12 protein-coding genes are annotated in these 12297 nt (G+C 70.3%); 11 read left to right on the top strand and 1 reads right to left on the bottom strand.

Annotation, left to right across the window (positions count from 1 at the left end):
- The first annotated feature begins 106 nt into the window (after positions 1 to 106).
- Both ACWDR3_RS44950 and ACWDR3_RS44945 read left to right on the top strand, forming a co-directional pair.
- A complete protein-coding gene (locus ACWDR3_RS44950; RefSeq protein ID WP_450358485.1) occupies positions 107 to 412 on the top strand; it encodes a nuclear transport factor 2 family protein in 306 nt (101 codons plus the stop codon).
- 24 nt (positions 413 to 436) lie between these two features.
- Positions 437 to 832: a nuclear transport factor 2 family protein gene (locus ACWDR3_RS44945; protein ID WP_450358483.1), complete on the top strand. Its 396-nt coding sequence runs from the start codon at positions 437 to 439 to the stop codon at positions 830 to 832.
- A 111-nt stretch (positions 833 to 943) separates the two neighbouring features.
- Here ACWDR3_RS44945 and ACWDR3_RS44940 read toward each other — a convergent pair whose 3' ends face one another.
- A complete protein-coding gene (locus ACWDR3_RS44940) occupies positions 944 to 2572 on the bottom strand; it encodes a flavin-containing monooxygenase (RefSeq protein ID WP_450358482.1) in 1629 nt (542 codons plus the stop codon).
- 332 nt (positions 2573 to 2904) lie between these two features.
- Between ACWDR3_RS44940 and ACWDR3_RS44935 the strand changes: the two genes are divergently transcribed.
- The 9 genes from ACWDR3_RS44935 (at position 2905) to ACWDR3_RS44895 (ending at position 12263) form a co-directional block, all read left to right on the top strand.
- Positions 2905 to 3324 carry a carboxymuconolactone decarboxylase family protein gene (locus ACWDR3_RS44935; RefSeq protein ID WP_450358481.1) on the top strand — a complete coding sequence of 140 codons (420 nt, stop codon included), beginning with the start codon at positions 2905 to 2907 and terminating at the stop codon, positions 3322 to 3324.
- Between the two features lie 75 nt (positions 3325 to 3399).
- Positions 3400 to 4140 (top strand): SDR family NAD(P)-dependent oxidoreductase, encoded by a 741-nt coding sequence (locus tag ACWDR3_RS44930; RefSeq protein WP_450358480.1) that lies wholly within the window; start codon positions 3400 to 3402, stop codon positions 4138 to 4140.
- 31 nt (positions 4141 to 4171) lie between these two features.
- Positions 4172 to 5362, top strand: coding sequence for an NAD(P)/FAD-dependent oxidoreductase (locus ACWDR3_RS44925; protein ID WP_450358479.1), 1191 nt, complete (start codon positions 4172 to 4174; stop codon positions 5360 to 5362).
- A 17-nt stretch (positions 5363 to 5379) separates the two neighbouring features.
- Entirely contained in the window at positions 5380 to 5574 is a 195-nt protein-coding gene (locus tag ACWDR3_RS44920) for a ferredoxin (RefSeq protein ID WP_450358478.1), read from the top strand.
- 30 nt (positions 5575 to 5604) lie between these two features.
- Positions 5605 to 6843 (top strand): cytochrome P450, encoded by a 1239-nt coding sequence (locus ACWDR3_RS44915; protein ID WP_450358477.1) that lies wholly within the window; start codon positions 5605 to 5607, stop codon positions 6841 to 6843.
- A gap of 74 nt (positions 6844 to 6917) precedes the next feature.
- Positions 6918 to 7841 carry an SDR family NAD(P)-dependent oxidoreductase gene (locus ACWDR3_RS44910; protein WP_450358476.1) on the top strand — a complete coding sequence of 308 codons (924 nt, stop codon included), beginning with the start codon at positions 6918 to 6920 and terminating at the stop codon, positions 7839 to 7841.
- Positions 7842 to 8009: 168 nt separating this feature from the next.
- On the top strand, positions 8010 to 10241 hold the full coding sequence (locus ACWDR3_RS44905) for an MMPL family transporter (protein WP_450358475.1): 2232 nt from the start codon (positions 8010 to 8012) through the stop codon (positions 10239 to 10241).
- A 142-nt stretch (positions 10242 to 10383) separates the two neighbouring features.
- Entirely contained in the window at positions 10384 to 11613 is a 1230-nt protein-coding gene (locus tag ACWDR3_RS44900) for a cytochrome P450 (RefSeq protein WP_450358484.1), read from the top strand.
- A gap of 71 nt (positions 11614 to 11684) precedes the next feature.
- Complete coding sequence (locus ACWDR3_RS44895; protein WP_450358474.1) at positions 11685 to 12263, top strand: GNAT family N-acetyltransferase; 579 nt, start codon at positions 11685 to 11687, stop codon at positions 12261 to 12263.
- Positions 12264 to 12297: the final 34 nt, after the last annotated feature.

Raw genomic sequence — 12297 nt, 5'->3', positions numbered from 1 at the left:
GGTACTTCTCCAACGGCAAGGACTTCGACGGGGTGACCGAGCAGATCGCCGACGTCCGCGCGTCCGCGGCCACACCCAGGCCCAGGACGCGGGACGCACGGACGACATCGTCGCGCTGTACACCCCCGACGCGGTCCTCGAACTGCCGGGCGCGGACCCGATAGCGGGGCACGACGCGCTCCGCGAGGCATTCAAGGGCTGGGCGCCGACACGGCCGCAGCAGCATCTGGTGGGCAACACCGTCGTCACGCCCACGACCGGCGACGGGGCGACGGCTGTGAGCGACGTCGTCTTCTTCCAGCGTGGCGAGACGGGCTGGGCGGTGCAGGTCGTCGGGCGCTACGAGGACACCTTCCGGCACACCGGCGGCAGTTGGCTGATCCAGCGGCGCGTCACGACCTACCAGGCCTGATTCGAACCTCCAGGGAGACCGACGATGACCGTAACCGCCGAAGCGGCCCTGTCCGGTGTGCAGAACGCCGTCGCCGCCTACGCCCACGCCCTCGACGCGGGCCGTACCGAACTGGTCGCCGACCTGTTCACCGACGACGGCGTCTCCGAGATCGCGGGCCAGGGCACCTTCGAGGGCCGAGAGGCGATCCGCGAGGCATACGAGGCCTTCGCACCGCAGGTGCCGCAGCTGCACCTCGTCGGCAACACCGTCCTCACCTCGCCGCCCGGGGGCGAGGTGACGGCGAGCAGCAGCCTGGTCTTCTTCGTGCGGGGCGAAGCGGGCTGGGCCCCACTGCTGGTCGGTGCCTACGCGGACACGCTGGTCCGGGTGGACGGCGGGTGGCGGTTCCGCAGGCGGGTCACGACCTTCCTGCCCTAGGGCTGTCGTCCGGATCAGCCCTTGGTCGCCGTGCCCGAACAAGCAGGACGCCCGTGCCCCTGATCCCCAGGTGGCACGGGCGTCCTGCGTGGCCGTCAGGCTCCCGCGTGGTCAGGCCTCGGGGTCCGTCGGCTTGGAGAAGGCGAACGTCTGATAGCCGCCGTCGCCGACCTCCTTGATCAGCTCCTGCAGCTTCAACCGCCCGGTCGGGTTGAGCAGTTGCCGGACCGGCTTGCCGGGGATGTTGGCCCCGTAGAAGTAACTGCTCGTCAGGAAGGAGGACTGGGCGGCGCTGTCGTTCACCAGGTCCGTCCACTCCTGCTCGGCGGCGGCCGTCACCTCGACGATGTCGTGGCCGTGGTCGCGGGTGTGGACGAGCACGTCGGTGACGAAGTCCACCTGGTCGCCGGCGTAGCGCGGGTTGTTGCCGAGCGCGCCGTGCGGGCCGCCGGGGAAGAAGAAGTTGGGGAAGCCCGCCACGGCGACCCCGAGGTAGGTGGACGGACCGTCGGCCCAGTAGTCCTTGAGCGCCAGGCCCTGACGGCCGCGCACGCCCAGCCGGTTGAGGGCGCCGGTGCCGAAGTCGTAGCCGGTCGCCCAGATGATGATGTCGAACTCCCGCACCCCGTCCGGCGTTTCGATCCCGGTCTCGGTGATGCGCACGATCGGCGTCTCGTTGATGTCGACCAACTCGACCGCCGGCTTGTTGAAGGCCTCGAAATAGCCGGTCACGAAGGGCGGGCGACGGCCGCCGTAGCCGTGGTCCTTGGGGATCAGCTTCTCCGCGGTGTCCGGGTCCTTGACGATGTCGCGGATCTTCCCGGCGATGAACGCGCACCACTCCTCGTTCACCGTCTGATTGGTCGTCATGTCGTAGTAGTGCTCGGACAGTTTGGTGAACCCGGGGCCGTTCCACCGCTGTTCGTAGAACTCCTGCCGCTGCTCGGGGGAGTCGTCGAGCCCCGAACGCATGGTGATCTGATGCAGGAACCCGCTCGCCGAGGTGTTGAGCGTCTCGCGGATCGACTCGAAGTCCGCCTTCAACTCGGCCTGTTCCTCAGGGGTGATCGGGCCGTTGTTGAGGGGCGTGGCCCAGTCGGCGACCTTCTGATACACCGTCAACCGCGCGACCTCGTCGGCGATGGCCGGCACGATCTGCACCCCGCTGGAGCCGGTGCCGATCTGCGCCACCCGCTTGCCGGTGAAGTCGACCGGCTCCTTCGGCCAGCGGCCGGTGTGGTGCTGCTGGCCGCGGAAGTCGGCGCGGCCCGGGATGTCGGGGACGAAGGGCACGGAGAGGATGCCGGTCGCCGCGACGACGTGGCGCGCGCGGTGCTCGGTGCCGTCGTCCGTCGTCACGGTCCAGACGCCGGTCGCCTCGTCGAAGACCGCCGAGGTCACCTTGGCGTCGAACACCATGTGCCGTCGCAGGTCGAAGCGGTCGACGACGTGGTTGAAGTAGCGCTCGATCTCCGGCTGGCCGGCGAACCGCTCGGACCATTCCCACTCCTCCCACAGCTCCTGGGAGAACAGGTAGCCGTAGGTGTAGCTCTCCGAGTCGAAGCGCGCCTCGGGGTAGCGGTTCCAGTACCAGGTGCCGCCCACGCTGCTGCCGGCTTCGATGAGCTTCGCCGAGAAGCCGACCTCGCGGGCCCGGTACAGCTGATAGATGCCGGTGACGCCGGCTCCGATGACCAGTACGTCGGTCGGGGCGCTCGACAGCTCCGTCGATTCGCTCATCTGCCCTCCAAGGTGACAGGGGCGGTGGTGCTCCCGGTCTTTCGTAGTTCGACCGGTCGGTCGAATATTCAGACCGAGCGTAGATGAGGGGGTGGGTCCGGGCAATGGGGGTGATGAAGGCGGCGGGGAAGGTGCGGCAAAGGCGTGGGGAGTGCCGGGGAGGGTGCGAGGGAGGCGTGGAGGGTGCCGGGGAAGGCGCGAGGAAGGCGCGGCGGGTGTCGGGGAAGTTTTTGCGCGCTGATCGGCTCAGGCCATTGATTGTACCGACCGTTTGACTTAACTTTCGCTGCAAGGCGAGAGCCGCCTTCTCACGTGCACAGCAGGAGCCGGGTATGACTGCCAAGGACGCCACGAACGCCGAGGGCGACGCGGAACCCACGGTCGGGTCCGATCTGCGGATCGCGGGCCTGAAGGCCATGCGCCAGGCGCTGCCCGGCGTGTTCCCCGAGGGCGACATCGATCTGCGGGACGGTCTGCTGGGCGAGGACCTCGTCGACCTGGGACTGACGAGCGTATGGGGCGCCCTCTGGGCCCGGGACGGCCTCAGCTATCGCGACCGCAGCCTCGTCACCCTCGGCATCCTGATCGCGCTCGGCGCCGAGACGGAGTTCAGGACCCATGTCCGCATCGCGCTGACCAACGGGCTGACCGAGGACGAGATCGCCGAGGTCGTCTACCACTCCGCCGGGTACGCCGGCTTCCCCCGCGCGACGGCGGCCCGCACCGCGGCCCGCGAGGCGCTGGCGGGCTAGGGCCCGCGACGCCGGACTGATCGACACGGCAGCCGCCGGACCCGGCCGCAGTCACCACGCACACGAGGAGCACGTATGTCACTTCAGGGAAAGGTCGCGGTCGTCACGGGCGGCGCCCGGGGCATCGGTCGGGGGATCGCGACCGTACTGGCGGCCAAGGGTGCCGCGGTCGCCGTCTGGGACCTGAACGCGGAGGGCGCCGAGAAGACCGCCGCCGCGATCCAGGAGGCGGGCGGCAGGGCGATCGCCGTCGGCGGGGACGCGGCCGACGCCGCCGCCGTGGCCGCCGCGGCGGCACGGACCCGCGAGGAGCTCGGACCGGTCGTCATCCTGGTCAACAACGCGGGGACGACGGCCTATCAGCCCTTCACGGACATCACCGAAGAGGCGTGGGACCGCATGGTCGGCATCAATCTCAAGGGTCCGTTCCTGGTCACCAAGGAACTGCTGCCCGACATGCTCGCGGCCGGCTGGGGCCGGATCGTCAACATCTCCTCCTCGTCCGCGCAGACCGGCGCGCCCGCCATGGCGCACTACGTGGCCTCCAAGGGCGGTGTCATCGGACTGACCCGCGCGCTCGCCGTCGAGTTCATCGACAAGGGGATCACGGTCAACCACGTACCGCCCGGGTTCATCGACACCCCGCTGGTGCGCCAGGGACCCGTCGACGTGGACGCGGTCGCGGCCACCATGCCGATGAAGCGGGCCGGCACCCCCGAGGACGTCGCGCACGCCGTGGCCTACCTGGCCTCCGAGGAAGCCGGCTACGTCACCGGGCAGACGCTCAGCACGAACGGCGGGCGCTACCTCGTATGAGCACGAAGAGCCGCACCCGCGGAGAGTCGCGATGACGGCCCCGGACAGCGTTCTGGTGGTGGGGGCTGCCGCGTCCGGGCTGGCCACGGTCGAGGCGCTGCGGCGCAAGGGGTACGGCGGGGCGATCACCGTCCTCGGTGACGAGCCGCATCTGCCGTACGACCGGCCGCCGTTGTCCAAGCAGGTCCTGTCCGGGGCCTGGGAATCGGACAGGGCGGAGCTGCGGACACGGGAGCATCTGGCGGGCCTGGACGCCGAGTTCCGCCTCGGCGACCCGGCGACCGCCCTGGACGTGCCGACGCGGACCGTGCGCACGGCGTCCGGGCGCGAGCTGCGGGCGGACGCCGTCGTGATCGCCACCGGGGTGCGGGCGCGTACGCTGCCGGGTCAGCAACTCCTCGCGGGCGTCCATGTGTTGCGCACCCTCGACGACTCGCTGGCCCTGCGCGCGGACCTGCTGGCCGGTGCCCGCCTCGTGGTCGTCGGCGAGGGCGTCCTCGGCTGCGAGATCGCCGCCACCGCACGCACCCTCGGCCTCGACGTCACCCTCGCAGGACCGCTCGCCGCCCCGATGGCCCTCCAGGTGGGCCCGCTGGTGTCGGAAGCACTGGCCGCACTGCACACCGAACGGGGCGTACGGCTACGGCTGGGCGCCGGAGTCGCGGAACTGACCGGCGCGGGCGGCCGGGTCACCGGCGTGCGGCTCGCCACCGGTGAGGTACTGCCGGCCGACGTCGTGGTCGTCGCGATCGGTGCCGTGCCGGCGACGGACTGGCTCGCGGACAGCGGCCTCGAACTCGCCAACGGCGTGGTGTGCGACGCCCGTTGCCGGGCCGCGGAGGGGATCTACGCCGTCGGCGACGTGGCCCGCTGGCACCACGAGCACCTCGGCCGGCTGCTCCGCCTGGAGAACCGTACGAACGCCACGGAACAGGCGATGGCCGTCGCCGCCGGCGTCCTCGGCGAGGAACAGGCGTATCTGCCCGTGCCGTACTTCTGGACCGACCAGTACGACGCCAAGCTCCAGGTTCACGGATTCCTGCCGGCCGACGCCCAAGTCGATGTAGTCGAGGGCGAGTTGAGTGCCCGGCGGTTCGTCGCCCGGTACCACCACGGCGGCCGGGTCACCGGGGTGCTCGGCTGGAACATGCCGAAGCAGGCACGCCTGCGCCGCCAGGAAGTCGTGGACGCACTGCGGTCCACACCCGCCCCCACCCCCTGAACGACCGGGAGAGACCCATGAAGGTTGTCGTCGACGAGGAGAAGTGCGTCGCCGCCGGACAGTGCGTGGCCGCCGCCATGGACGTGTTCGACCAGCGGGAGGAGGACGGCATCGTCGTCGTCCTCGACGAGAACCCGCCGCCGGAGCTGGCCGACGAGGTGCGCAACGCGGCCGCGACGTGCCCCGCGCTGGCCATCCGCATCGAGGAATAGACACCGCCCCCCACCGCCGAAGGACACGTCATGACCGAGGCAGACCTCCGACCCGCCCCCGACGAGCCGGTCTACGACTACCAGGACGACCGGGACGCCAAGTGCCCGTTCGCCCCGCCGCCCGGACTGCGCGCCCTGCACGACAAGGGACCCGTCAACCGGGCCCGGATCTGGGACGGCAGCACCCCGTGGCTCGTCACCGGCCACGCCGCGCAGCGCGCGATCCTGTCCGACCCCCGGGTGAGCTCCGACGACAAGCGAGCCGGATTCCCTTATCCGAACCGGGCGATGGCGGAGAATGCCCCCCACCACCCGCTCACCATCTTCAACGCGGACGGCGTCGACCACACCCGGATCCGCCGCATGATGACCCGCCCCTTCACCCGCCCCCGGATGGAGAGACTGCGGCCGGAGATCCAGCGGTTCACCGACGACCTCATCGACCGGATGCTCGCCGGACCGAAACCGGTCGACCTGGTGACCGCGCTGTCGCTGCCGCTGCCCTCGCTGATGATCTGCGCGCTGCTCGGAGTGCCCTACGAGGACCACGACTTCTTCCAGGAGCACTCCTCCTTCGCAACCCGCAGCGACAAGACCGCCGAGGACGACCGCCGGGCGAGCGAGGCACTGGGTGGGTATCTCGCGAGGCTGATCCAGCAGAAGACCGAGGACCCGGGCGAGGACGTGCTCTCGGACTTCGCCGCGCGGGTCGGGGAGGGTGAACTCACCCTGCCCGAGGCCACGTTGCTGGCCATGATCCTGCTCATCGCCGGGCACGAGACCAGCGCGAACATGATCACGCTGGGCACCGCGCTCCTGCTGGACAATCCCGACGAGCTCGGGCGGCTGCGCGCGATCGACGACACCAAGGACGTGGCCCCCGCGGTCGAGGAGATCCTGCGCTATCTGACCGTCGCGCAGTACGGCCAACGCCGCATCGCCGACCAGGACTTCGCGTTCGAGGGCGCCGACATCAAGGCCGGCGACGGCATCGTCGTCCCGCTGCCCGCCGGCAACTGGGACCCGGAGGCATTCCCCGACCCCGACAAGCTAGACCTCACCCGCAAGGCGAGCCATCACCACGCCTTCGGCTGGGGCATCCACCAGTGCCTCGGCCAGCAACTCGCTCGGATCGAGCTCCAGGTCGTCTACGGCACCCTCTACCGGCGCGTCCCGACCCTGCGCCTCGCCGTCGACCGGTCCGAGCTGGAGTTCCGCCCGGCCGACTCGCTGGCCTTCGGCATCAAGGAACTGCCGGTCACCTGGTAGCGGTCGGCCGCATCCCCGTCAGCCCAGGGCGCCCGGAGCCGCCGGAGACCGCCCGACAACGTACGGAGTCACCCATGAGCGAGTTCAGCTTCGACGGACGCGTGGCGGTCGTCACCGGCGCGGGCCGCGGCATCGGCCGGGCCCACGCCCGCCTGTTGGCGCGGCGGGGAGCCAAGGTCGTCGTCAACGACCTCGGCGGATCGATGGAGGGCGAGGGCACCGACACCGGCCCCGCCCAGCGGGTCGTCGACGAGATCACCGCGGCCGGCGGTACGGCCGTCGCCGACACCCACGACGTGTCCACCGAGGCGGGCGGCCGGGCGATCGTCGACACCGCGCTCGAACACTTCGGCCGGATCGACGTCCTCGTCAACAACGCCGGGATCATCCGCTGGGCGGGCCTGCCCGAGGTCGACCTCGACAACCTCGAACGCCACCTCGCCGTCCACCTCCTCGGCTCCTTCAACACCCTCCGGGCGGCCTGGCCGCACTTCGTCGAGCAGAGCTACGGCCGGGTCGTGCTGACCACGTCCAGCGGGGTCCTCGGCCTGCCCAACAACCTGTCGTACGCGGCCGCCAAGGGCGGCACGATCGGACTCGCCCGCAGCGCCAAACTGGCCGGCGAGCCGCACAACATCAAGGTCAACCTGATCGCACCGGCCGCGATGACCCGCATGGGCGGCGGCCCGGACACCGAGGAGACAGAGGCCGAGGCCGCGCCCGGGCAGCCGTACATGCCCTCGGACGCGGTCGCGCCGATGGTCGCGTACCTCGCGCACGAGAACTGCCCCGTCAGCGGCGAGATCTACACCGCGGGCGCCGGCCGTTTCGCGCGGCTGTTCATCGCCTCGACCGAGGGATACGCCCACGAGGACGGGCCCGCGTCGATCGAGGACGTCGCCGCGAACTGGGACGCCATCAACGACGAGAAGGGCTACTACGTGCCCGCCGACCTGATGGCGTGGACGGGCTCGTTCCTCAAGCACCAGTACGGATGACGGGCTTCTTTCTCAAGTAACGGTACGGACAGGGCCGGGGTGGTCCCGATCGGGGGTGTAGCGGACTACACCCCCGGTTCGGGAGCACGCTCCCTCGTTGTGCCAGGTCGTTCGCGGAATCGTGGAACGCGTTCTTCCCGAACCGCTGACCTGGAGGCTCCTTCCGCCATGGCAACTGTCCTGTATCACCTGGGTCGCATGGCCTTCCGCCGACGATGGCTGGTCGCCTTCCTGTGGGTGGCGGTGCTGGGTGCCGTCGGATTCGCCGCGACGAAGGCGCCGGCCGCCGCCGACGAGGGCTTCACCATGCCCGGCATCGAGTCCCAGAAGGCGTTCGACCTCCTGGAGGAGCGCTTCCCGGGAACCGCGGCCGACGGCGCGAGCGCCCGGATCGTGTTCATCGCCCCGGACGGTCAGAAGGTCACCGCCGCCGACAACAAGAAGGCCGTCGAGACGCTCGTCGACGAGGCCACCGACGGCTCCCAAGTCGCCTCCGCCGTCGACCCCTTCAAGGCGAAGGCCGTCAGCGGGGACGGCACGACCGCGTACGCCACCGTCTCCTTCAAGGCGAAGGCCGACGACCTGACGGACGCGAGCAAGCAGCACCTCGAACGCGCCATCGAGCAGGCCCAGGAGGCGGGGCTGACCGTCGAGGTCGGCGGTGACGCGCTGGCCACCCAGCCGGCCGCGGGAGGAGCGGCCGAGGCGATCGGCATCGCGATAGCCGCCGTCGTCCTGCTGATCACGTTCGGCTCGCTGGCCGCCGCCGGTCTGCCGCTGCTGGCCGCGATCGTCGGTGTCGTCGTCGGCATGACCGGGATCATGGCCCTGTCCCAGACCTTCGGCCTCTCGGAGAACACCGGCACCCTGGCCACCATGCTGGGCCTGGCCTGCGGCATCGACTACGCCCTGTTCGTCGTCTCCCGCTACCGCGAGGAGCGCGCCAAGGGTCATGCACCGCGTGAGGCCGCCGGTCTCGCAGCCGGTACGGCGGGCTCAGCCGTGGTCTTCGCCGGACTCACCGTCGTCATCGCGCTGGCCGGACTCTCCGTCGTCGGCATCCCGATGCTCACCAAGATGGGACTGGCCGCGGCCGGTGCGGTCCTCGTCGCCGTCCTCATCTGCCTGACGCTGGTCCCGGCCATGCTCGGCTTCTGGCCGAACGCGGTGCTCTCGCGCGGCGCCCGCAAGAACTCCAAGCGCCATCGCCGGAAGCTGCGCAACAACGAGAACGGCGGCTCCCGTTGGGCGCGGACCGTCGTACGGCACCCGCTGCCGATCCTGCTGCTCGGCGTCGTCGGACTCGGTGCCGTCGCCACCCCGGTGCTGGACCTCCAGCTCGGCATGCCGGGCGACGAGGCCAAGCCCACCTCCACCACCGAGCGCCGCGCCTACGACGCTCTCGCCAAGGGCTTCGGGCCCGGCTTCAACGGGCCGCTGACCCTCGTGGTCGACGCCAAGGGCACGGACGACCCCAAGGCAGCCGCGGCCACGGTCGCGAAGGACATCGCCGCCACCAAGGGCGTCGTCTCCGTCTCACCGGCCCGCTTCAACTCGGCGGGCGACACCGCGGTGTTCACCGTGACCCCGTCCACCAGCCCGACCGACGAGAAGACCAAGGGCCTGGTCAAGACCATCCGCGACGAGCGGCCCGGCATCGAGCGCGACTCGGGCGTCACCTTCGAGGTCACCGGCACGACCGCGCTGAACATCGACGTCGCCCAGAAGGTGCAGAACTCGCTGCTGCCGTACCTCGCCGTGGTGGTCGGCCTGGCGATCGTGCTCCTGCTGCTGGTCTTCCGCTCCCTGCTCGTGCCCCTCAAGGCGGCCCTCGGCTTCCTGCTCTCCGTACTGGCGGCCCTCGGCGCGGTCGTCGCCGTCTTCCAACAGGGCCACGGCGCCGAGCTGTTGGGCGTGGACACCACCGGCCCGATCATGAGCATGATGCCGATCTTCCTGGTGGGCATCGTCTTCGGCCTGGCGATGGACTACGAGGTCTTCCTGGTCTCCCGGATGCGCGAGGCGTACGTCCACGGAGAGCAGCCCAAGGACGCGGTCGTCTCCGGGTTCCGGCACAGCGCCCGGGTCGTGGTGGCCGCCGCGCTGATCATGATGGCGGTGTTCTCCGGCTTCATCGGCGCCGGCGAGTCGATGATCAAGATGATCGGCTTCGGCCTGGCGGTCGCTGTCCTCTTCGACGCCTTCGTGGTCCGCATGGCGATCGTGCCGGCCGTTCTCTCCCTGCTCGGCCACAAAGCCTGGTACCTGCCGCGGTGGCTGGCCCGGGCGCTGCCGAACATCGACGTCGAGGGCGAGAAGCTGAGCCGCAAGGTGCCCGCGCCGAACGTGCCGGTGGCCGACGAGACGACGGACGCGGAGCCGGTCGGCGCCCGCCGATAAATTGAAGTAGACCGTCTGGTCGATACATATATCGATCTATTTTTTCAGCGCTGCAAGGTGTCCGAGAATCTTGATTAGACCGATCGGTCAACGTAAGGTTTCCTCGGACACCTGCCGTGACGACGAAGTCGAGGAGAGGGAGCTGACCGTGAGCGAAGTGACCGAGGAGCTGCCCGAATATCCGTCGCCGCGAGCGGCCGAGTGCCCGTTCGCGCCGCCTCCGGGACTGCTCGCCCAGCACGAATCCGACAAGGGCCTCAGCCGGATCCGGACCTGGGACGGCAGCACCCCCTGGATCGCCACCCGCCACGACACCCTGCGCGCCCTGCTCTCCGACCCACGGCTCAGTGCCGACATCGGAGCGCCGGGATATCCGCACACGACACCGTCGATGAAGGCGCACGCGGCCGAGATGCAGCCGTCGATCAACAACACCGACGGCGCCGAACACACCCGCTGGCGCCGCATGTTGACCAACTCCTTCACCCGTCACCGCATGGAGAAGCTGCGCCCGGAGATCCAGCGGATCACCGACGACCTCATCGACAGGCTCCTGGCCGGACCGAAGCCCGTCGACCTCAACGAGGCGCTCTCCCTGCCGCTGCCCTCGCTGATGATCTGCGCGCTGCTCGGAGTGCCGTACGAGGACCACGCGTTCTTCCAGGAGCACGCGGGCGCGACCAACGCGCGGTTCAAGACGCCGGAGCAGGCGGCGGAGACGACACGGGTGCTGCGCGCCTACATCTCCGGCCTGATCGAGGCCAAGAAGGCCGACCCCGGCGAGGACGTCCTGTCCGACCTCGCCGAACGAGTCAAGGCGGGCGACCTCACCATGGAGGAGGCCGCGCCCCTCGGGCACATCCTGCTGGTCGCAGGGCACGACACCAGCGCCAACATGATCACGCTGGGCACGGCACTGCTGCTCCAGCACCCCGACCAGCTGGAACTGCTCCGGGACAACGCCGACGACCCGAAATTCGTGACGAACGCCGTCGAGGAGCTGCTGCGTTACCTGACCATTCCGCATCTCCTGGCGCGCCGCGCGGTCGTCGCGGACATCGAGATCGACGGCGAGCTCGTCCGCGCCGGCGAGGGCGTCATCGCCTCCCTGCCGGCGGCCAACTGGGACCCGGTCGCGTTCCCCGAGCCCGCGAAACTCGACCTCACCCGCAAGGCCACCCACCATGTCGCCTTCAGCTGGGGCCCGCACCAGTGCATCGGCCAGCAGCTCGCGCGCATCGAACTGCACGTAGTCTTCAGCACCCTCTTCCGCCGCATCCCGACGCTGCGCCTGGCCGTCGACGTCTCGGAACTGAAGTTCAAGGAGGATTCGCAGGCGTACGGCATCTACGAGCTGCCGGTCACCTGGTAGCCGTCGGCACGACCGGTTGCCGTGGGCACGACCCCCGCGACGGATCAGTGAGCGGTTGGTAGCGTTCCGGCATGACCGAACGCGAGCACCGTGTCGTCGTAGAGGGGTCCCGGATCACCACGCCCCGGCTGGTCCTGCGGCCGTGGACCGTCGAGGACGCGGAGGACGCCCTGCGGGTCTACGGCACCGCGGACGTCGCCCAGTGGCTGGCCCCGGCGATGGCACGCGTGCCCGACGCGGCGGCCATGCGCACCCTCCTGGAGCAGTGGAGCGCCGCGGATCTGGACGCCCCGCAGGGCCGGTGGGCGATCGAGTCGCGGGAGGACGGGGCGGTGGTCGGCGGGGTCGTCCTGCTGCCCCTGCCACCGGACCGCCGGGACCTGGAGATCGGCTGGCAACTCGCGCCCGGCGCCTGGGGGAAGGGCCTGGCCGCCGAGGCCGGTCACGCCGTTGCGCACTACGCCTTCGAGGCGGGCGTGGACGAGCTCTTCGCGGTCGTACGGCCCCGCAACGAACGGGGAGCCGCGACGGCCAAGCGCGTCGGGATGGAGTGGGTGGGGGAGACGGACAAGTACTACGACCTGCGCCTCCAGGTGTACCGGCTCAGGCCGGGCGACCTCGACGTCCCGGGCCTGCGACCTGGACAGTAGGAACGCGAGAGGGGGCGCCGGCCAGGCCGGCGCC

It is taken from the genome of Streptomyces sp. NPDC001002 (genome assembly GCF_053599215.1).
The sequence above is the reverse complement of the archived record's forward strand: the minus strand, read 5'-3'. Positions and strand labels throughout refer to the sequence as shown.